Source organism: Rhodococcus sp. MT28 (assembly GCF_058792695.1).
Genome location: NZ_JBXAFD010000011.1, coordinates 13,789 through 35,039, shown reverse-complemented (window position 1 = coordinate 35,039; position 21,251 = coordinate 13,789). Strand labels below are relative to the sequence as shown.

General features: G+C 58.9%; 18 protein-coding genes and 2 pseudogenes. 12 read left to right on the top strand and 8 right to left on the bottom strand.

From position 1 onward, the window contains the following. Nucleotides 1-23: 23 nt before the first annotated feature. Both AC1Q6C_RS28480 and AC1Q6C_RS28475 read right to left on the bottom strand, forming a co-directional pair. Entirely contained in the window at nt 24-1,439 is a 1,416-nt protein-coding gene (locus AC1Q6C_RS28480) for an IS30 family transposase (protein WP_492666933.1), read from the bottom strand. A gap of 15 nt (nt 1,440-1,454) precedes the next feature. Then, nucleotides 1,455-1,583: pseudogene (locus AC1Q6C_RS28475) on the bottom strand (transposase); the annotation flags it as partial. Between the two features lie 47 nt (nt 1,584-1,630). Here AC1Q6C_RS28475 and AC1Q6C_RS28470 point away from each other — a divergent pair. Then, nucleotides 1,631-2,084, top strand: a pseudogene (locus AC1Q6C_RS28470) (IS3 family transposase); the annotation flags it as partial. Nucleotides 2,085-2,911: 827 nt separating this feature from the next. On the opposite strand, the gene AC1Q6C_RS28465 reads toward AC1Q6C_RS28470, so the two are convergent. Beyond that, nucleotides 2,912-3,316, bottom strand: a complete 405-nt coding sequence (locus AC1Q6C_RS28465) for a helix-turn-helix domain-containing protein (protein WP_108912757.1) — start codon at nt 3,314-3,316, stop codon at nt 2,912-2,914. A 160-nt stretch (nt 3,317-3,476) separates the two neighbouring features. Further along, nucleotides 3,477-3,710 carry a hypothetical protein gene (locus AC1Q6C_RS28460; RefSeq protein WP_125461315.1) on the bottom strand — a complete coding sequence of 78 codons (234 nt, stop codon included), beginning with the start codon at nt 3,708-3,710 and terminating at the stop codon, nt 3,477-3,479. Nucleotides 3,711-3,754: 44 nt separating this feature from the next. Here AC1Q6C_RS28460 and AC1Q6C_RS28455 point away from each other — a divergent pair, with 44 nt between their 5' ends. The 6 genes from AC1Q6C_RS28455 (at nt 3,755) to rffA (ending at nt 11,437) form a co-directional block, all read left to right on the top strand. After that, a complete protein-coding gene (locus AC1Q6C_RS28455) occupies nt 3,755-4,579 on the top strand; it encodes an acyl-[acyl-carrier-protein] thioesterase (protein ID WP_080911166.1) in 825 nt (274 codons plus the stop codon). Between the two features lie 131 nt (nt 4,580-4,710). Next, complete coding sequence (locus AC1Q6C_RS28450) at nt 4,711-6,798, top strand: lipoxygenase family protein (protein WP_019749966.1); 2,088 nt, start codon at nt 4,711-4,713, stop codon at nt 6,796-6,798. Between the two features lie 35 nt (nt 6,799-6,833). Further along, nucleotides 6,834-7,988, top strand: a complete 1,155-nt coding sequence (locus AC1Q6C_RS28445) for a YncE family protein (protein ID WP_080911164.1) — start codon at nt 6,834-6,836, stop codon at nt 7,986-7,988. 102 nt (nt 7,989-8,090) lie between these two features. After that, on the top strand, nt 8,091-9,230 hold the full coding sequence (locus AC1Q6C_RS28440) for a beta-propeller fold lactonase family protein (RefSeq protein ID WP_125461316.1): 1,140 nt from the start codon (nt 8,091-8,093) through the stop codon (nt 9,228-9,230). Between the two features lie 270 nt (nt 9,231-9,500). Then, a complete protein-coding gene (locus AC1Q6C_RS28435; RefSeq protein ID WP_051119249.1) occupies nt 9,501-9,746 on the top strand; it encodes a helix-turn-helix domain-containing protein in 246 nt (81 codons plus the stop codon). 548 nt (nt 9,747-10,294) lie between these two features. After that, the gene (gene rffA, locus AC1Q6C_RS28430; protein ID WP_492666923.1) at nt 10,295-11,437 is read left to right on the top strand and encodes a dTDP-4-amino-4,6-dideoxygalactose transaminase; all 1,143 of its coding nucleotides are present in this window, start codon (nt 10,295-10,297) and stop codon (nt 11,435-11,437) included. 375 nt (nt 11,438-11,812) lie between these two features. Here the strand turns inward: rffA and AC1Q6C_RS28425 are convergent, their stop codons facing one another. The 3 genes from AC1Q6C_RS28425 to AC1Q6C_RS28415 form a co-directional block, all read right to left on the bottom strand. Beyond that, on the bottom strand, nt 11,813-12,142 hold the full coding sequence (locus tag AC1Q6C_RS28425) for a hypothetical protein (RefSeq protein ID WP_037134843.1): 330 nt from the start codon (nt 12,140-12,142) through the stop codon (nt 11,813-11,815). 742 nt (nt 12,143-12,884) lie between these two features. Then, nucleotides 12,885-13,883, bottom strand: coding sequence for a LysR family transcriptional regulator (locus tag AC1Q6C_RS28420; RefSeq protein WP_019749958.1), 999 nt, complete (start codon nt 13,881-13,883; stop codon nt 12,885-12,887). A gap of 212 nt (nt 13,884-14,095) precedes the next feature. After that, the gene (locus tag AC1Q6C_RS28415; protein WP_019749957.1) at nt 14,096-15,517 is read right to left on the bottom strand and encodes a serine hydrolase domain-containing protein; all 1,422 of its coding nucleotides are present in this window, start codon (nt 15,515-15,517) and stop codon (nt 14,096-14,098) included. A 90-nt stretch (nt 15,518-15,607) separates the two neighbouring features. Here AC1Q6C_RS28415 and AC1Q6C_RS28410 point away from each other — a divergent pair, with 90 nt between their 5' ends. Continuing rightward, nucleotides 15,608-16,252 carry a TetR/AcrR family transcriptional regulator gene (locus AC1Q6C_RS28410; protein ID WP_019749956.1) on the top strand — a complete coding sequence of 215 codons (645 nt, stop codon included), beginning with the start codon at nt 15,608-15,610 and terminating at the stop codon, nt 16,250-16,252. 116 nt (nt 16,253-16,368) lie between these two features. Here AC1Q6C_RS28410 and AC1Q6C_RS28405 read toward each other — a convergent pair whose 3' ends face one another. Beyond that, nucleotides 16,369-17,304 (bottom strand): LysR family transcriptional regulator, encoded by a 936-nt coding sequence (locus AC1Q6C_RS28405; protein ID WP_492666922.1) that lies wholly within the window; start codon nt 17,302-17,304, stop codon nt 16,369-16,371. 275 nt (nt 17,305-17,579) lie between these two features. On the opposite strand from AC1Q6C_RS28405, the gene AC1Q6C_RS28400 reads away from it, so the two are divergent. From AC1Q6C_RS28400 to AC1Q6C_RS28385, 4 genes are all read left to right on the top strand, one after another. Next, the gene (locus AC1Q6C_RS28400) at nt 17,580-18,332 is read left to right on the top strand and encodes an SDR family oxidoreductase (protein ID WP_019749954.1); all 753 of its coding nucleotides are present in this window, start codon (nt 17,580-17,582) and stop codon (nt 18,330-18,332) included. Between the two features lie 54 nt (nt 18,333-18,386). Then, nucleotides 18,387-18,710, top strand: a complete 324-nt coding sequence (locus tag AC1Q6C_RS28395; RefSeq protein ID WP_029538874.1) for a nuclear transport factor 2 family protein — start codon at nt 18,387-18,389, stop codon at nt 18,708-18,710. 248 nt (nt 18,711-18,958) lie between these two features. After that, nucleotides 18,959-19,201, top strand: coding sequence for a hypothetical protein (locus AC1Q6C_RS28390; RefSeq protein ID WP_241896172.1), 243 nt, complete (start codon nt 18,959-18,961; stop codon nt 19,199-19,201). A gap of 399 nt (nt 19,202-19,600) precedes the next feature. Further along, the gene (locus AC1Q6C_RS28385) at nt 19,601-20,887 is read left to right on the top strand and encodes a low temperature requirement protein A (protein ID WP_241896171.1); all 1,287 of its coding nucleotides are present in this window, start codon (nt 19,601-19,603) and stop codon (nt 20,885-20,887) included. Nucleotides 20,888-21,251: the final 364 nt, after the last annotated feature.

The window sequence follows — 21,251 nt, the reverse complement described above, 5'->3', positions numbered from 1 at the left end:
AGCAATCGTCGCAACACTCGTGGTTACGAGACTTCCAGTAAAGCACTCAGGCGCTCTGCAGGGGTGTCCCAGTCGAGTGATTTCCGGGGTCGATCGTTAAGCTCCTCCGCGACGGCCAAGAGTTTGTCGACGCTGTGCACTGCCAGGTCGGTTCCGCGCGGGAAGTATTGGCGCAGTAGACCGTTGGTGTTCTCGTTGCTGCCGCGCTGCCAGGGAGCGCCCGCGTCTGCGAAGTAGACGTCGAAGTTGGTCGCGGCGGTGAACGCGCGGTGTTCGGCCATCTCGGCGCCTTGGTCCCAGGTCAGTGTTCCCCGCAGTGATGTGGGCAGGTGACGGACGGTGGTGATGAGGGAGTCTCGGACGGCTTCGGCAGTCCGCTCGCGGCCGAGGTGGCCGAGCATCACGAAGCGGGAGGAGCGTTCGACTAGTGTCGCGATCGCCGATCCACCCAGCGCGCCGATGATGAGATCACCTTCCCAATGTCCTGGAACTTTTCGCGAGTCGACCTCCGCCGGCCGATTGCTGATGGAGTTCATCGGGTCGACGAACCGCGGCCGGCGGGCATCGGGCTGCTTGTGCGGTTTGCGTGCAATTCGACCGCGGCGCAGTTGCTTTCCGAGTTCCCGTGTGAGTTCGCCTCGGGCGTGGACGTAGATCGCTTGATAAATCGTCTCGGTGCTCGCACGCATCTGCGGAGTGGTCGGAAAGTCCTTGACCAATCGGTGACTGATCTGTTGCGGCGACCACCTTTTCGCCAGTTTCCCCTGGACGTAGGAACGAAGCTCGGCATTGGCAACCAGCTTCGCCTGCCGCAGCCGGGCCCGATGCTTCACGGACAGCCGATGCGCCGTATGAGGCATATATCCCCTCACCGAGACGGTGTTGCGCTTGAGTTCTCGGCTGATCGTCGACGGTGCGCGTCGCATTTCTGACGCGATCGCCCGGATCGACAACCCTGCGCGCCGTAGATCCTGCAACTGCTCGCGTTCGAGCAGGCTGAGGTATCGGGGATGGATGATCTTCTCGACGACGTTGAGGTCGACGCTTCCGCCGATCGCGCGGGTTCTTCGTTCTGGCACACCGTCATTGTTCTTTACCGGGTACCGCACCACCCGGCCGTCGGGATAGACCCGACCTCGGTTGATGATCGTGATGCCCTTGTCCCAGTCGGTCGCCGATCGGGCATCGGCCCCGACGCGAGCTCTGGCCTCTACGCGCGTGAGTCCCGCCGCTCGCAGACGCAGGAATTCTTCGCGCCGCGGGTTGACTTTGCGTGCCTCGCTGGTTGATATTCCTGCTTTCCGCGCCCATGCATAGGCTGTTGGCCGGTGAATCCCCAGCTCATGAGCGACGGTCGAGATGATTTCTCGCTCGCGAACGAGCCGCAAGAACTCAGCTTTGAGTTCCGCGGGGTAGGTGCGCGGCGCGGCCCGCGCCATGGTCAGCCCTGTTTTCCGTAACCAGTTGTAGCCGGCGTTTTCATGAACGCCGACTGCACGCGCTGCGGCGCGGACCGTGCCACCTCTGTCGAGTAATCGGAAGAATTCTTCCTTCTGCTGATCCGTGTACTTTTTGCCAGCCATTGCAACACCTTTCAGTAGGTGTTGCGACGATTGCTGGAATCCAAGCCGACACCGGAAAGCTGTACCTGTGTGCGATCAAGGACGTGTACTCGAACAAGATCGTCGGCTATTCGATCGACTCGCGAATGAAAGCGTCGCTGGCTGTGAATGCCCTGACCAATGCCGTCGCGCTCCGGGATCCGGCCGGAACGATCGTACATTCCGATCGGGGTAGCCAATTTCGATCACGAAAATTCATTCATGCATTGTCCGACAACGGTTTACAAGGTTCCATGGGTAGGGTCGGGGCGTGCGGCGACAATGCGGCGATGGAGTCTTTCTTCTCACTGTTGCAGAAGAACGTCCTCGACCGTCAACGGTGGTCAACTCAAGAACAGCTGCGGCTGGCGATCGTGACCTGGATCGAGAAAAACCTACCATCGCAAACGCCGGCAACGGCGCCTCGGGAAACTCACGCCGATCGAGTTTGAGACAATCAACCAGGCTGTATACGCGGCTTGAAGCTATCACCCCCACGCGTCAACCGAAGTGGGGGCAGTCCCCCTTGCATCTCCGGGTCGAATGGCCAGAAACCGTGCCTTGCAGCCTTTTTGGTCGCGGTTGGGCGCAATCATCCCACTACGATCCTCGTAGGTGCACGCCGTACTTGACGTGTGACTGTTTGGTTTAAGTGGGTCGGACGAAATCTGGTTGAGGTGACTGAGTTGTCGACGTAAATGGCCGCAGGTTGGCGATCCCTCGGCGTACGTTTGTTGCCAAAGAGAGAATCGGGCCGAGTGACCGCGTTTAAGGTAGATCCGGACTTTCTTTTCGAAACTCATTGCAGCGCAGTGCATTATGCCTCACCCTTTCGCGCTCTGATCCACCGTCATCCGACAATCCGGCTCGGCAGAACGAGGCCTGCCGCAGTCGGATTCGTGCAGGCCAAACGATCACGGATGCGGTCAAGAAGAATTCACTGATCGATGACTATTGCTGCGGTTTCGTTGTCACGACCTGAGGATCGTGGCGACCGCCCGTTCATGCGAGAATTCGTTAACTAATCGTGCAAAGTCAGTCGGCCCCTATAGTTTTCCACCTGGCTGGGAATTGGTTGGTAGCCTCGCCGTAATACCATTGAGTTTCACATTTATGTGGACCCATCTACGTTGAAAGATTATGCAAATGCATCGATGTTGATGGTGGTGAGGGTAGGGAATTTGAGGAATCTATTTTAAAATTATCCCCCAACCTCAGGGGTGAATCTGCTCGATTTTCATACGCGCGCAAGCGTGCTTCGCAGGTCCTAACGATTGGATCGATTCCGCAGTCGCAATTGCGCAATACTATTATTGTGGGGGCCGTCGGAGATGATCGGAAATCTCTACCAGTAGTTCCATCGACAGGTCGGAGAGCCCCACACACGCCGACAAAAGGCGACGCAAGCCCGGGCTGGCGAGCTTGCCGAGCACCTCGGATTCGTGAGTCCCGTTTGAACTGGCGGGGTCAGATCCGTGGGGGTCGAAGAAAAAATCGGGGGAGACGTTGAAGTAGTCAGCGAGCGCATCGACAACCAGGTTGGACGGGTTGGTGCGGACCCCCGTGCGTAATTGCGAGAGGTAGGGAGTAGATAACGGACATCCCCGCCGACGAACCTCCCTTGCTACATCCAGGTTGGTGAGTCCGACTTTGGATGAGGAGAAGAGAGCGTTGAGCTGTGTGCAAAAAACATGCTTTGCTGATGGGGATTCCATATGCGAGCCTTCGACTAGATTCGGTGTGAAACATTCATCTCAATAACATGTATAAGGCTAACCCGTGGCCCTGTCTTCAGGCGATCAGGACAGCGAAAGTTGACATTTCGTGCTGCTCAAATGACGCCCGGCTCTGCCGTCTAGGCGCCATAAAGGACCTTCACAAGGAATCATTACGAATCGACAAAATATTTTTGTGGAATTGTTTTTCTAGATGCAAATCGGTGCGGCAGAGCAGGCAATGTTCGATTTGGGCAGTGGCGTGAGAAACTGAAATCGTGGCGTTGGGGCCGAGCAGCATTGCGGTAGCTGGAACATTGCTATATGTTGCTGGAAGGCTGCCGCGTAAAGAAGGCTTGGCCGGAGGGCAGGAAACAGGCTTGGGTGACGTCACCCAGCTAATGGCGCTTCCGCATGGCGAGAGGGGGTAAACGCGAGATGCCAAGTACGGGAGGTCATTCGCGTGCTGCTAACGATTCAGCAATTGCACTGGCCGACAAAACCTCGGAGACTCCATCCTTTGGAGCGGAGTACCGGGTTCGTGGCGGTGATGTGTCCCCGGATTTAAGATTGCGACTCGACAGTGTGGCACGGTACCTACAGGATATCGCCACTGACGACCTTGCGGCTTCGAGTTTTGGATCGACCGATCCGTACTGGATTGTGCGCCGCACAATTATCGATGTGCTGAAACCGATGTCGTGGCCGGGAACGGTTTACCTAGAGCGGTGGTGCTCGGGACTGTCGACGCGGTGGGCAAACATGCGTGTGCGGATCGAGGAGGCACCTGATGTCAACTCCTTCAACCCTAAGTTCCGTCAAGCCGGAGTAATCGAGACGGAGTCTTTCTGGATCAATGTTAATGCTTCAGGGCTTCCTGCGAGGATCAGTGATGAGGGTTTCCGGCACCTCTCTGCGGGGACGTCCGAACGACGCGTGCAGTGGGTGTCGCTGAACGAAAAAGTTCCCCCGGACAAAAATTCCGACGACGTGTTCAGTGACCGAGTACATGTCTTGCGTGCCACAGACTTTGACCCATTCAGTCATGTGAATAACAGCGCCTACTGGGCCGTTGTCGAGGACGAGTTAATCGATCATCCGGACATCAAATTGGCGCCGCATCGTGCAGTGATCGAATACCTCAAGCCGATAGCGCCGCGTTCTTTGATCACTGTACGGCGAAGTCGTTTCGAGGGTCGGTTGAATTTGTGGCTACTCGTCCGTGGCACCGTCATGTCTACTGTCACTGTAACGAAATTATGATCAAGCTCGAAATGTAGGTGTCTCCATTATTCATGGGGCACAGAGTAATTCATCCCAAGTGTCCCTTTTGTGCGGTTCGTGAACGTGTGTGTGGACAACATCAGTGTGTGGATCGGCTAGGAGTTTGTCGTATGCAGCAACGAAGTTTGAATCGTCGGCGCCTGCTGGGCTTGTCAGCGCTCATCCCTGCGGCGTCGTTGGGCTTGACGGGAACAGCCGGGGCGACGCCGGCGCCGCCCGGGTTCCCGGTGCCGTTGCTGCCGCAGTTCGACCCCATTCCGTGGGCGCGTCAGGCTGCGCTCGTTCAGGCTCAATCGGCTTATACCTGGACGGAGGATCTGCCCTTTCTGACGGGAATCCCCGCGGCGTATTTCGTTCCGCTGGACTCTCTGCCGACCATCGAGTGGCTGATCGAGGGCATCGATACCGTGCTCGAATGGGCAGTGAACTTGGTCGCCTCGATTATCCCTCAGTTCAACGCCGGTGCGACAGGAACATTGGCCGATACTCAAAACGACCTGCGGGCGAAGCAACAACGGTCGGCGGAGTTGAACGCGAGGTTCACCTCGCTGGGCAACGGCAAATACAACATGCTGGGGGACCGCACCTCGGACGCGTACGTGACGGCGACTGCGGAAGAAGCCGCTCAAGCGACGATGCTTCAATCCGAGGCGATGGATCTGTTTCAACAGATTCTCATCCTGTTGGGAAACCTGCGGACCAATGTGCAGGCATTGCTCAAGACGAATCAGAGCATCGGCAGTTTCGGCACGCCCGACGGTTTGGCGAGGTACAACGCCATCTGGCAGACGATGCCGATACCGGGTGCCGCGGAGAATCTGCATGACGACAATTTCTTCGCGTACTTGCGGATCGCCGGTGCGAACACGAATGTCATCGAGCGTGTCGAGGGCATGTTGCCGGACAAGTTCCCTCTCAGCGACGAGCAGTACAGAGAAGGGTTGGGCGCAGATGATTCTCTCGACGCGGCGATCGGCGCCGGAAGATTGTTCATCACGGACTACGCCGAGTTGGGGAAACTGGCGCCGGAGCATGCCACCTACAAGATCCTGACCGGCGACGGATACAACTCGGCACCCGTAGCGGTCTTCGCTATCGCGCCCGGTGGCACCAAACTGCAACCGGTAGCCATTCAATGTGGTCAGGATCCGGCAACGGCTGCGATGTTCGTACGTCCCTCACCTGATGACCAGAAACACTATTGGGGCTGGCAGATGGCGAAGACGGTGGTGCAGACCGCCGACTTCAACCATCACGAGATGTTTGCTCATCTCGGTCGTGCCCATTTGGTCTCGGAAGCATTCGCACTCGCGACGAACCGGACGCTGGCACCGAATCACCCGTTGTCAGTTCTTCTCAAACCACACTACGAGGGCGACCTTTTCGTCAACTTCCTGGCAGCGACCATCATCTTGCCCCCGAATCTTTTCGCCGACATGATCCTCGCAGCTCCGCTTCCCGACATCTTGGATTCTGTCGGGCAGGACCGGCTCGACTGGCATTTCTACGAGCGTATGCCGCATCGTGATTTCGCGCGTCGCGGCGTCGACGATGCCAACGTGTTGTCCGAGTTCCCCTATCGTGATGACGCCCTATTGGTGTGGAGTGCCATCGAGGACTGGGTCGAGGACTACGTTCGGATCTATTACGAATCCGACAGCGACGTCCTCGGAGACACGGAGTTGACAGCGTGGGTGCATGAAGTCTCCTCGATAGGCAAAATAAACGGGTTTCGGCCGGTCACGTCCGTCGATCAGTTGATCGAGGTCATCACCATGGCCATCTACACCGCGAGCGCGTATCACGCGTCGGTGAACTACCCACAGGCCCATCTGATGACGTACGCCCCTGCCTCTGCCGGGATGATGTCGACTCCACCGCCGGCAACCGTCGAGGGCCACACCGAAGCGGACTGGATCAAGATGCTGCCCAACTTACTGACCTCGTTGGCGCAGTTCTATTTTCTCAACACTCTGGGAACGCTCTATTATCGGCCGCTGGGTGACTACCGGACGAATATTTTCCCATTTCCGCCGTCCTTCGGCGATCCGCGGGTCGCAGACAAAGACGGTCCGTTGCAACGCTTCCGAAGTTCGCTTCAGGATATCGAGGCCGAGATCCATCGACGAAATCAGTCCCGATGGCAACCGTACGAGTACCTGTTGCCCAGCAATATCCCGTCCAGCACCAATGTCTGAGTTCGTTTCTCGATCCAACTTTGAGGATGTATGACATGCCGGTAGTGTCCCGTCGTTTCACGTGCGCTGCAGTTGTCAGTGTTGCCGTTGCACTCGTGGTGGCGACGCCTTCGACTGCGACAGCGCAAGGTTCGCTCGATACGAGTTCCTCTCCTGCGCTCGACGAACCGTATGTCGGCGGCCCGGAAGGCGAACTGTTCATTCCGGAGGTCGACAATGACACGGTCGCGGTCATGGACACGGCGACGAACACCATCACAGAGCGAATTCCGCTGGATGTTCCTGTAGGACCGTCACATCCGGCTGTCTTGGCGAAGACGCCGGACGGCAGCAAGATCTACACCGACAATTTCGGATTGTTGTCACCGTCGATATCGATCATCGATCGCACGAACGACACCACAGTCACCATGCCGGTCGAGTCGGTCCCGTTGGGAATCTTCACATCTGGCGACGGGAAAGAGATCTACATTCCCGAGATGGGATTTGTGGTAGAGGTTCTCGACGTCGCCACCGATACGATTGTCCGGCGGTTGCGTTTCGATGATATTCCGGCAGGCGCTATGGCAGGTCCCGACGGGCTGATGTACGTCGGGTTCGTGAGCGGGTTGATCGGTGCCTACGATCCCGTCACCGGAGCGACGGTCAAGCCGCCGATCTGGGCGGGCGGACTGGCAACGTTCTGGTACAGCTTCACCCAGGACGGGAAGAAACTGTATACGGACACGGTCAATTCGATCGGCGTCATCGACGTCGAGAAATGGGAGTTGACAAAAACGATAGCGAGCGAGGAGAACGGAGTCGGAGGGTTGATGAACCCGGGCGCCTTCACGTCCGAAATTTCCCCTGACGGGCGAAAGCTGTACGTGACACGTTTCGGTAAGAACGGTGTGATGGTCTTCGACACCACCGACGACAAACTCCTCGGCGTCATTCCCACAACCGGGGATGTGATCGGACTGACGTTCAGTGCCGATGGGTCACGTGGATACATCTCCGATTCGGGCCCGACGTCCCGTAATGTTCCCGGCCCGATTGGCGAGGCAATCACGTTCATGAATCTGATCACGATTGGTTTCCTCGGCCCCGGCACGCTGATCACGTTCGATCCGGACACTGATCACATCCTCGACACCACCGCCACTGCCCCCGGCCCCGGCATTCCAGCGTGGGTGCCGCACCTTGACTGAACCCCGAAATTCCGCAGATCTCGCTTGCGAAACTCCGTGATCGGCACGCCCCCACGCCGGATCACGCACACCAATCCGCACTACCCATAGAAACGACACCCCATGCCATCGAAGAAGACCCAACGATCGACGGTGACCCGTCTGTTGGCGGCCGCCGTGACGGTCGGTGCAATCCTGACTTTTCCTGTTGCCGCACAAGCCAACCCGTCGATATCAGGAAGCACGAGCGGTCCGGACGGACTGATCTGGATGCCGAACTACGGCGCGAATTCGGTAGTCGGGTTCGATCCGGACACCCTCGACAAGGTCAAGGAGATCCCTTCCGTCGGTGATCACCCGCTGGTGATCAAGATGTTGCCGGATCAGTCCAGAATGTTCGTGGGAAACTTCGGGCCGTTGAGTTGGAACGTGTCGGTGATCGACATGAAAACGGAATCGGTGATCAGCCGCATCCCAACTCTCGGACCGGCATACGCCGTCTCGATTCTCTCGCACGACGGGCGATACCTGTTCGTACCGACCGGGGCATCGGTAGTGCACGTGATCGACACCCAGTCGCTGCAGATCGTGCGGACGTTGCCCATCGCGTTGCCGCCTGCGCCGGCGCACCTCGAGTTGTCTCCCGACGATTCGACGATGTACGCGTTCTCCACCGCAGGAACCATCACGAAGTACGACGCCGTCACCGGGGCACCGTTGGCGCCGCCACTTTTTTTGGGTGGGTTTGTGCCAGGTTGGGGGGCAGTCAGCGCCGACGGCAACACCATCTATGCAGTCAACTTCTTCTCTGGCTTGACCACCATCGACGCACGGAGCTGGACCGTGAGAAAGGTGCTGCCGATGGAGCTGACCGACGGCCCCCTCTCGGCGACATTGAGTCCGGACGGGAAAGAACTGTGGCTGTGCAACTACTTCGGCAAAGAAATCATCGTCATCGACACCGAGACGGGAGAGCCGAACCGGACGATCCCAACCGAGAACACGCCCGTGTACGTGGGGTTCTCGGCGGAGGGCGACAAGACTTACGTCAGTTCCGTTGACGGGACCTCAGGAGTTTTGGGCAATGTACCCGAACTTCCTTTCCTCCATGACGCCGTCGACGCATACGGATTGTTGAACGCGTACGCGGCGGCGCCGTTGAATCTCGACACGGTCTTGACCGCCTACGACACTGATACCTTCACCGAGATCGATTCGACCACGCTCAAGGGAGCACTAGTGGCCGGCGTTTATCCCGGCTGACCTCGCGAGCCATGCGACTGACAGCCGTCCGGCCACCACATTCCCACCGATGTGCTGATGAGGGCTGTTGCTGCGAGCGGGCTTCGGTGAACAAATGCAGGGTGGTGCGGGCCTGGCCGAGCAGAGAACTCAATGCCGAACGGATTCGACCACTGCCCGCGCATGGTCGACGAGCCGAACTGCCAAGCGGGTGAGCCTGACTCGCACGAGGTGCACGCCAGGTATCCCATTTTTTGCACGCCGGAGACTGTTGTCAGGAAGCTGAGAGTCATGGAGTCATTTGAGAGGCCCATTGTCGAGCAGAGGCTGACGTCCGGCCAGGTTGCGGCGATGTTCGGTGTCAATTCGGGCACTGTCGTGCGATGGGCACGCGCCGGCAAGATCGGCACGATGACGACGTCGGGCGGGCATCGGCGCTACCGGTTGAGCGAGGTTCGGGAGCTTCTGCGCGAGTTGGAGAGTAGCGGTTCCGACAGTGTGATCGGAGTCGGCCGTGTTGTGCCACGATCGGCTTGAGATCCCGCCAGCGCAATGGTTTCACGTTGTCGGTTACTTCGGGAGAGCTTTCGGCTAGCGGTGACCGAAAGCGCGTGAACCGCGTGTTTGCGTGCTCGGAGGCGAGGCGCGGCGCTCATGTTCACAGGGCCCGGCATGTATGCGAGAAATTCGTGGTCAACGAGAAGGAAGGGATAGACAGGGGTAAGTGAGCAGTACCATTATCTGGGGCGGAACTCCTGAACGCGTCGGTGATCATGTTGACCTTGTTGAGCACTTGACTGTTTGTCGGATGCGTGACGAATTCCCCATTCCTCCCCCCGGGAGGATCAATAATTGCAATCGAATGGGCGCCAGTAGTGGTACCCGGACAAGGAGTCTCGCGTGTCGAGCACAGAAGTTTTTCAGGCTGTTGTTGTCAAACCGTTGTTCACCCTGCCGGTGGAAATGTTGCGAATCGTCCAGCAAGTGGTCGGAGTCGTTCATTTCTAGCTCACTCAACACGCCGAAGGCTTCGGCTGGGATGCATGGCTTTCCGCGCGATCGTATCCTTTCCTTGGTAGGTTGTTGTGAGCACTGATCGCATCATCTTCTCCCGCCCCTATCGGGCATCGAACGAATTGTCGAATCTGGCAACGGTTCTGGAGTCCGATCACATTCACGGTGACGGACGTTTCACCAAGTCCGCGACTGCAGCACTCAAAGCGATCACCGGATCCACGCATGCTCTGCTGACCACCTCGTGCACGCACGCACTCGAATTGGGTGCGCTGCTACTCGAATTGGGCCCGGGCGACGAGGTAATCGTTCCGAGCTTCGCGTTCAGTTCGGCGGCAACCGCCGTCGCGTTGCGCGGTGCCATTGTTGTTTTCGTCGACATCGATCCGAGTACCGGCAATATCGATCCCGACTGCGTCGCAGCGGCGATCACGGAACGCACGAAAGCTGTACTGGTCATGCATTACGGCGGAGTCGCCGCCGACATGGAACCTCTCCTCGACCTCGCGGAACTCCACGGTGTCGCGTTGATCGAAGACAACGCTCACGGGCTCGGCGGAAAGTGGCGCGGGCGGGCGCTCGGCACCATCGGAACTATCGGTACGCAGAGTTTTCACGACACCAAGAACGTTCACTGCGGTGAGGGTGGCGCGCTGTTGCTCTCCGACGATCAGTTGATGACCCGCGCCGAAATCATCCGTGAGAAGGGGACCGACCGTGCGCGTTTCCTGCGCGGCCAGGTCGACAAGTATTCGTGGCAGGACATCGGGTCGAGTTATCTGCCCAGTGAACTCAATGCCGCTGTCCTCGACGCACAACTCTCGGAGTTCGACGCGATTCAGGCGGCCAGGCATCGCGTCTGGGATGCCTACAGCGTGAGTCTGGGCGAGTGGGCGTCCGAGAACGGTGTCGTTCCCATGGCGGTTCCCGATGATCGCGAGCACACCGCGCACCTGTTCTATCTCAAGATGCCTACCGAAGAGAGCCGCGACGGCTTGATTCGGCATCTTGCCGCCGACGGAATCGTGGCGCCGTTCCACTACATTCCGCTCGATACGAGTGCGGCCGGTGTGCGCTACGGACGAACACCGCAGCCGTGTGTGCGTAGCGCCGAGTTCTCCGCGTCGATCCTTCGACTGCCGCTGTGGCCCATGCTCACGTCCGAACAACAGGAACGGGTCATCGGTTCGGTCCTCGAGTACAAGGGCATCTGAACAAAGAACCGCTAGAATAGGCGAGGGAATCTTTCCGAACGATCATTGTCTGCGGGAATGCCGCAGTGGTTCTTCTCCTCGACGTCGCTAGAGTTCGTGAGACCGCGACGGGCGCAAAGGGAAAAGTCCTTTGCTGTTCTAGTGTCGGGGAGGGCTGAAGTCCCGATATTCGGGTGGGCGAACTCAGTTACCGCGTACGGAAGGTAGGCGGGGGCTCCTCGGAGCCGGCTTACGCGAAGCTTGTGCACGCGGCGCGTGAACTGTCCGGTTCCTCTGAGTGCGTGGGAGCACGGGCGGCGCCGTCAACTTCGTCCCACCTAGTGGCCGCCGGGTCTGGAGGACCCACCGAGAGCTGCGGGCGGTCCTCCGCAGCGATCACTTGCCACCCGATGGTTCCGTTTTCCCTTTGCGTTTCGCCTGGTGCATAACAGCGTCTGCGATCTCAAGCAGCGTCTCCATACCGTGATCCGGAGCGTCGGGTGTACCGCCGAACGGTGCTAAGGCATTCACCGACTCGCGCGGCTGCACCGTCTGTGCTCGGACTGTCACGAACGCGTCGCCGAAGATTGGACTATTTCTTGGAGCACAGGCAACGGTTGTGGAGTTGATTTCGGTGAACTGCGTGCGGAGTTCCGGGGCTGGCGCACTTTTGTCGCGCGCCGTAAACCGCTCAGCGTCAACCGGATTCTGTGCGAGCGAGACCATGCAGGTCCTCAGTCTCGGATCGCCCTTCCTCGTGGCCGGTAGGTAAAGGGCGATCACCAATGGCGTTGTAAAGAGTGAAGGTCAATTCTTTCGCGTTAATCAGCCGCGGACGACTCGGAGGAGGGCCGCTTCGATCTCGGTTGGCGGTCTTCCGGCGTATTCGCGGTAAACGGCACGAGTGCAGGTTGCAGCGTGGTACGGCCCGATGGTCGGGGTCGGGGTCGGGGTCGGAGCCATCGACCCGAACTTTCACATACGCGACCAGCGTATTCCACTCCTCGGGAATTTTGGAAGCGATTATCGGGGTCCCGATTGGCGTACGCAGAGAGCAATACTAGCGCTCAAGTTACGGTGACTCTGGTCGTTAGAAGAGCCTGTCGTCGTTTGAGAAGGCTCAGTCGCCAGCCCCACAGAGTTCGGATCCATCGCCATGTTCGCATATTCTTCGATTACGACCGCTTCGTGGCGCTGGTTCTCACACCCGCGGAAGTCATTGGAGTCCAAGGCAAGTCGCACTCGGGTTCCGACGGCGATCATAGGCGGGGCTGTGGTGTCCTTATCGGTCATATCTGATTCGCGCAGAGCAATTATGTCGCAATCGCGTCGCGGCGTGACTCTCTCAGCGGCGCCCCGATCACGGCGCCCATAGGAGGGGGCATCGCATGCAGCGACCGACGACGTCTGGGCGATGAAATCAGACCAAGCGATCATCGACCCATGTGGTGCTTCTCGTTCACAGTGCTCATCGGGAGGGGATGGTCGAGCCGAAAGATTCGGCGTTGTTGTGGCGGGCACGGTGAGCGTCGAGGAGTGTGCGTCGTAGTGGATTGTGTGTGTGGGGAAGCCAGTGTGCCTGCAGTGGCGCGAGCGGTGCCGGAGAAGCGGTGATGACTGCGACTTGTCCGCGATGATAGAGGCCGGGGGCGGCCGTGACGAGTGCGTAGTAAGGGGTTCCGATGACCGCAGCGGTCGGAGTGATGCCTTGGAAGTTTGCTGTCGCGGTGGAAGGTTCGAGCCCCGCTTGGTGACAGATCGCGACTAGGAAATGCGCATGGGGGCTGTTGACGTCGCGGGGAAGTATGAGGGTGTCGTTGGCGAGTTCGCTGAAAGCGATGCCGTCGCAGTCGGCAAGGCGGTGCTCGCGGGCAAGTGCGACGGTGATGGGAGTTCGTGCGATGACCGTCGACGCCAGATGGTCGTCGTCGGCTCTGCTTCGGGTCAGTGCGATGTCGGCTCGGCCGCTGCGCAGTTCGGTGTGGAGTTCTTCGAATGCGATCTGCCGCAGGACGATCGCTGTTTCAGGTAGAACCTCCACTGCGGTGATGCTGAGGTCGGCGAGGTCATCGGCGATGACCTCGGAGGTGAACGCTACTGTCAGCGGCTGCTTTTGTGATGTCTGGGCGGCGTGGATTCGTCGAGTGAGCGCGGATGCTGCATCCAGAAGGGGTGCGGCTCCCTCGCGGAGGACGATACCCGACGAGGTGAGTTCGAGGCGTTTTCCTGCTCTCGTGAACAGGTTAACCCCGAGGTCCCGTTCGAGGGATTTGATCGACGCACTCACCGCTTGCTGTGTGAGGTAGAGCTCGCTCGCCGCCCTGGTGATGTTCAGATGCTTGGCAACTGTCGCGAACTGCGTGACTCGATGCAGGTCAAGCGGTGAGCGCGATGCCGGCCCAGGAGCGAGCAGTGCTGCCGATTCGGCAACTGGACGCCGTTCTGTTGTCGAGTCCAACGCTGTCACCGCCCTGTCTTTTTGTCGCATGAGAGGTGGCTAACTGCAAGGTAACTAGCGAGATATAGATAGAAGGTCTGGGCGTTCAAATGCGTTCGACGTCATCATGGGTGACCACCTACGACACGGACTGTCGTCGTTCCGGTCGTGGGTGACGTCGATGGGCATTGAATACAGAAACTTGCCGCCAGAACGGGATGCACAGCGAAAGGTTGTTTGGGCTATTGTCCGATTCGATGGGGCGTCTGCGGGCTGATGGGGGCGCACACGAGCAGCACGCAGCCAGGAGGCGCTGCGGACAGCGGCGAGCGTGCCGCTTCGTCGGAGTTCGGACCGAGCCCGAGTGCATGGGAGGAGATGTCGATGTCGAACAGACCGTCCGGGTCGAGGTCGAGATTCATCTGCGGGACGTACGGCGGAACCATAAGGCCCTCCTGGGGCAGCGCCGCGCTCAACGCATTGAAAAAATTCGAGTACAGCTCGCTGGCGAGTGAGGCGCTCAATACAGTGCTGGGATCCGGCGAAACGTCACCGAGAAGACCTGTCCATGTGACCTGGAGTCCTAAGCTCGGGATGATGAAGTTGTTCTGCTGCAGGAAGCCGACCATGGCGTATCCGTCGTCGGGAAGGCCCGCCATCGGTGCGACGTCTGTTGTCTTCGTCGATGGAACGCTGGGGCCCGTGCAGGGTGTCTTGTTCAGCCAGAACAGAAATCCGTAACACGGGTTGGAGGCGGAAGGTTCGCGCAGCGCGGCGATGTAGTCCGCTGAGATCACCTCACGTCCATTCCAGGACCCGTTGTTCGCCATCAGCATTCCCAGCCGCGCGAAATCGTTGGGCGGCAAGAACAACAGCGCGAATCCGTAGGTGTGCCCAGTTCGATCGCGGGCCCAGTAATAGTCGTTCGGAGCAATCCCGATCGGATCGAACAATTCTCTTTGTGCGAAGCTCTGCAAGTCCTCTCCGACCGCATTTTGCAGTACGTACCCGAGCAGGTCTGGACCGAGTTGTGAGTATTGGAATCTTTCGCCTTGAGGATGAAGGATCGGCGCGTCGAGCGCAGTCTTCGGCGCATTGACCGTCATATCAAGGAGGCTGGGAAACGCCTCTGACAGGATTGCTTGGTCGAGACCCGAGCTTTGCGTCAGCAGGCTTCGAACCGTGATCGCGCGGTGCGCAGTGTCACCTTCGTCCTCGGGCAAGTAGTTGCCGATGGGTGCTTCGACGTCGAGAAGCCCGTGGGTCACCGCAACACCGGCGATCATCGAAACGACGCTTTTGGTGCCACTCATCAGGTTTCCTGGGATGTTTCCGGATATGTCGTTGAACGGGCCCTCGCCGACGAGGCAGTTGTACCGAAAAACCTGGATGTTGGTGCGCATACGCGAGGTGGCGAAGTCGATTGCGCGTTGTAATGCAGCTCCGTCCATCTCCACTTGCTCTGGGCGGGCATGCTCGAACCCGTCGGGCGCCGACGGGGGCGCCGAACATTCATGTCTGGTCGCAGTCGAGGGTTCGCTATCGGCGGTGGCGAGCGCCGGCGCCACGCCCGTCCCGAACACTGCGCCCGCGAGGAAAAGAGCTCCTACTGTCTGCCGAAGATATGACAAGCCGAACACCGCTTCCTTGATGACGTGAATCACACTCGCTGACGGGAGTACTGTCTACCACAGATATACCGAACGGTAAATCCGATATTGAGGATCGGCAGAAAGTCAGTAGAGTCGCGAGTGATGAACGCCACCACCAACGAGCGGAGTCCGGCGCCCCGTCGCCATGGACGCACTCAGATTGCCGTCGTCGACATACTTGTCGCTGCCACTACCGTCTTCGCGAACGAGGGGTTCGATGCTGCAACGGTAAATAGGCTCGCCGCTGTCGCGGGCACCACCAAACCCACGCTCTACAAGCACTTCACCGACAAGCAAGGACTCTTCAACGCCTGTCTCGACCGTGAACTCCGTCATGCGGAGACCTTTCTTTTTCGAGCCTACGATTCGGCGACGGATCTCTCCAACCGCAGCGAGATTCGCGCTCATGTGCAAGCGTTCTTCGACTACGCCGACCAACGCCCCGACGGCTTTCGGCTGATGTTCGATACCGGCGGCCCGCTCGGACGGCACACCGAATTTATCGATACCGTCGTCGAACGTAATGCCATCCGGATCTGCCAAACGCTCGTCGCTGCAGGACATCACGATGCGAACGCTCGCGCCCGTGAGATTGCCGCATACTCCGTCGGCGCATGCATCTACGGAGCCCGGCAATCGATACTCACCGAGGAGCCAGGCAACGACATCAGAGGTCAACTGGCATCAGAATTCGTCTTCAGTGGGATCGTGGGAGCGATAGCACATTTGCTGGAGCCGAAGCCTTAGCTCGGGACGTAGTCAGGGTTGAGCCTTGCCCTCTTGGGCCAACGACGCCTGTGACGGGTATGAGCGTCACAACGGTGAAACTTTGCGCCAGGGTTCGCCGAGCGAACCGTCGTGGGTCAAATCGGCTGAGTGAACGGTCCGGGCCGAGTCTCCAGAAGTGCATTGCGGGGTTGGGAGATGGTGTGCGGCAGCCAGATTGCTTGCATCGGTACCTTGGGGGCGTCGGTCAAGCTCTTTACGACGACCCTTCCTTCGAGTGCTGGGCCGGGCGTGGCGGTGACCAGGGCTACGTAGTCGTTTCCCGCGACGGCTGTGACCGGTGGTGTTCCTTGAATGGGGTTCACGGTGTGTGTGGGTTCGAATCCTGCCCGACGGCACGATGAAATGAGGAAGTCGGTATAGAAGGAATGCATGGGCGGTGCCCAGACGATCAAGGTGTAATCCGCGATGTCCGCAAGCGCGAGGTCCGGACGTTCTGCGAGCGGATGTGATGCGTCGACAGCAATGCGGAGTTCGTTGTATCCGAGGACAGCGGCAGCAAGATCGGACGGTGTACTCACGCCCCGGCGCAGTCCGACGTCCACTGTGTGATCGAACAATCCTCGTTCGATGTCATCGAGGAACATTTGTCGCACCGTGATGGAAACTTTCGGCGAGGCAAGGCGAACCGGTGTGATCAGATGGAAGGCTTCTTCGGCGGTGATAGCGGGAGTATGCGCTACGACGAACGCTGGTACCCGCTCGTGTGCGGCTTGGCGCGTAGCTGTGGCGAGCGCTTCCGCTGCGGCGAGCAAAGTGGGTGCTCCTTCTCGAAGCTTGTGTCCGGCGGGGGTGAGGACGAGGCTGCGGCCGTGAGGGGCGAAAAGTGCTGTGCCGATCTGCTTCTCGAGTTGACGCATCGCCGCACTCATCGCTTGTTGTGTCATGAACAACGAATGTGCTGCCCGGGTGAGGCTTCCGCTGTCGGCAACGGCGACGAATTGCGAGAGACGACGAAAATCGATCGAACTTGCGGCACGGGCAGTTTCTGATGGATCGTCGATGTCACTCACGTACCACTCCTTCGATTCCAGGTAAGCACAAGCAATAGTTGTCGAAACACCAATAAGCGATGCTTTTGGCTTGTGCGTACTCACTGTAGCGTGAACTGGACTCGACGCCTGGAGTCATGACCCAGCGCGGTTGGGTCGGCCTGCATCGCGACATCTCGTGACGGCGACTGTAGGTATTCAGTAAATTATCAGCGATCTTACTTTGAAGTAAGATAGCGTGTGGCGGTCAGGATGATCTCTTCGCGTACACACGACCTCGAAGGACGGGACCAGATATGTCGAATTCGTTGCAGGGCAAGTCCGCGATTGTGGCCGGAGGTGCCAAGAACCTCGGCGGCTTGATCAGTACGACGTTGGCCGGGCAGGGTGTCAATGTTGCAGTGCACTACAACAGTGGCAGCAGTGAAGCGGACGCCGACAGGACTATCGCCGCAGTCGAGGCCGCAGGCGCCAAAGCGGTCAAGGTTCAGGCGGATCTGACACAGGTGTCGAACGTGGAGAAGTTGTTCGACACCGCGATCGATGCTTTCGGCAGCGTTGACATCGCGGTGAACACCGCAGGTAAGGTTCTGCGCAAGCCGATCCTGGAAACCTCTGAAGCAGAGTATGACTCGATGCTCGATATCAACGCGAAAGCTGCCTATTTCTTCATCAAGGAGGCTGGCAAACGGCTCAACGACGACGGTAAGATCATCACGATCGTAACCGCGTTGTTGGCGGCGTTCACCGACGGCTACTCGACGTACGCAGGTGGTAAGAGCCCGGTCGAGCACTTCACCCGTGCTGCGTCCAAAGAGTTCGGCGCCCGCGGAATCTCGGTGAACAGCATTGCCCCCGGCCCGATGGACACCCCCTTCTTCTACGGTCAGGAAACGCCGGAGCGAGTGGAGTTCCACAAGTCACAGGCAATGAAGAATCAGCTCACGCAGATCGAAGACATCGCGCCGATCGTCCGGTTCCTCGCTGACGAGGGATGGTGGATCACCGGTCAGACTCTCTTCGCCAACGGCGGCTACACCACCCGCTGACTTGGATCCGAATATCCAACAGGCCCAGGACAGGGCCAGGGAAGGCGTAATCCGATGACCGAGACAGTGTCCGCTCCTATTGCTCGCTTGATCGATGCCACCAACGCGGGTGATGTCGAGTGTTTTCTCGATGCCTTCACTTTCGACGGCATAGTCGACGACTGGGGCCGCGAATTTACCGGGCGAGACGAGATCCGGGCATGGAGTGATGCCGAGTTCCTTGGCAAGCAAGTCACTTTGGAGGTCCGAGATGTCGCTGTCACGGGCTCCGGGGTGGTCCTCGTCGCGCAAGTGGGCGGCAATGGATTTAACGGACCGAGCACCTTCACCTTCACTGCCGATGCAAACAAGGTGTTGAAGATGAGCATTCGGGCCTGAGGGCGCACACGACATATTCGGGGACGGATGTTCCACTGTGTGACAGTTCGCCCTGCACCTCTCGATGCGTGCACGTAGACGCTCACCGAAAGGGCCGTTGCGTTAGTGTCCTGGCCACCCAAAGGGCGGCCAGGACACTAACGTTTCATTCGTGTTGATGACCGTAACATGCTGTAGTTAAAGGATTTTCGGCGATCTCGCGCAATGTGTGTCACAGTGTGACCATGCGAACTATGGTGATAATTTCTGTGGGCATTCTACTAGCTTTGGTCTTCCTGGCGGCCGGAGCACGAAGCCCCGCAATTGGCGTGCGCCGGGCAGCAGGTGCATTTGTGGGTATGTGGGCGATCACGACGATCGCAAACATGGCATGGGGCGTACACGAGGGTTACTCCGCGGCTGAGGAACTTCCGATCCTGGTGGCCAACTTCCTTCCCGCATCTGTCGTCGCGGCCGTAGGTGGCCTCGTGCTCGGCCGCGCCGACCGATAGCTGCCCAAGCTGGAATCGGCGCGCACGCTCAGCTCAGCGGATGCGAATCACAACGCCTACCTTCACTTCCCACAGTTCCCCGCGGGCGTCTGATGGTCATACTGAAACCCGGGTCGCGATCGAGATAGTAGCGGTACGGCGGTGTCGGGCTCGCATTCGGAGAGGACCCGACCACATTCCAGTTTTCACAGATATATGCGCAATTCCCGGAACTGCAACAATTTTGGGGCGAGCGTCTGGCATCAACGGTGTCGAGAACGCGGGACGGCCCGAACACAAATGAACGGACCCCCGGATTACGCCTTGACCCGTTGCGCCCTCGAGTCGGCCGCCGATCAGGAATACCGACGAGGGCGGGCGTACTTCTCCGCAGAAGACGAACGACGGAATAGGACAACAATGAGTACCGACGATTTATGCAGTGGGCAGGCGGAGGGTATGCGGTCGCGTCTGATCGCTATGACCGGCCGCGACCCGAGTGAGCAAGGGCGTGCTTCGTCTCCGTTGGAGTTGTTGTTCGACTTGACGTTCGTGGTCGCGGTCGGCACTGCCGCGTCGCAATTCGCCGAGATGCTCTCGGCAGGACATGTGTTCTCGGCGACGGCGGCCTTTGTTCTGGCGATGTTTGCAATCTGCGTGGCCTGGATCAGCTTCAGTTGGTTCGGATCAGCATTCGACACCGATGACTGGCTGTACCGCACTCTGACGATGATTCAGATGATCGGCGTTGTGGTGTTCGCGTTGGGAATCCCGCCGATGTTCCACTCCGTCGAGGTCGGAGAACACCTCGAAATGCGTCTCATGGTCGTGGGTTACGTGGTGATGCGGTTGGCGATGGTGCTCCAATGGTGGCGTGCTGCTCGCTCGTCAACCGAGTACAGAGTCACTGCATGGGCAAACATCCGGTGGATAGTGATTGCTCAGGTTGGTTGGGTGGTTGTCGCCTTCACCGGACTGCCGAACGGTGTCCTCATTCCTCTGCTTTTCGTGATCGGTTCCCTGGAACTCTTGTTGCCCGTAATCGCTCAAGGTGCTGCGGGCGGCACGCCCTGGCATCCGCATCATGTCGCGGAAAGGTACGGACTGTTTGCCATCATCACTCTCGGCGAGGGCGTCGTCGGCACTGTCGCGTCGTCGGCGGGATTGCTGGGGGGATCGGACGGGATGACATGGACCGTAAATACCATCGCCGTTGTGGTGGCGGGGGTCGGCCTTACCTTCGGCTTGTGGTGGGCGTATTTCATCACACCGTTCGGAGAGATGCTCGAGCGTCGACGCGGGCGCGGTTATCTGTTCGGATACGGCCACATCCCGCTGTTCATCGGGACGGCGGGGGCTGGGGCGGGCCTGCACGTTGCTGGCTTGTACCTCGAGCATCACAGCGTTCTCGGCGGGGTGGCGGTGGTGCTTTCGCTGGCGGTGCCCGTTGCCTTGTACCTGGCGATCGTGTACTCGTTGCACGCGGCGTTGATGTCGTCGGGGGATCGTCTCCACCTCATATTGATTGCGACTACGGCGGTAGTTCTCGTCTCGGCGGTCGCAGTTGCGGTGATCGGAGCGCCGTTTGCGATGTCACTGATGTTGATAATGCTGGCGCCATTTGTGACGGTGATCGGGTATGAGACTGTTGGGCGCGAGCGTCAGGTCGAGATGCTCGCTGCCCTCCGTGTTAAGGACGTTGCTTAGTAGATAGGGTGCGAAAAGTGGGCTACGTCCTGTAAGTAGTTCTGTCGCAAGCAAGTTGATCACACAGGGTTTCGATGTGGGTTGAGTGGGTTTCCGGCGTGTGGTGGACGATCCGGTACTGTTGAGCAACTCGCTGTTGAACAGAAGGCTGGTCTAGGCAAAAGTTCGGTTGCAACCGATGCACGGTAGAAGTTCTACCGCATCAACAGGGTCAGAGAAGTCGACCCCCGGGGTGCGAGTCCCCATCTGGGGTGACAATGGCTGCGGGATGATCTGCCGTGGAATAGATTTGATCGAGGACGGCGCGAGCGTGGTGGGGGAGACAACGAGCGCTGGCTCCCCCACCCGGTGGAGGATTTCCGTC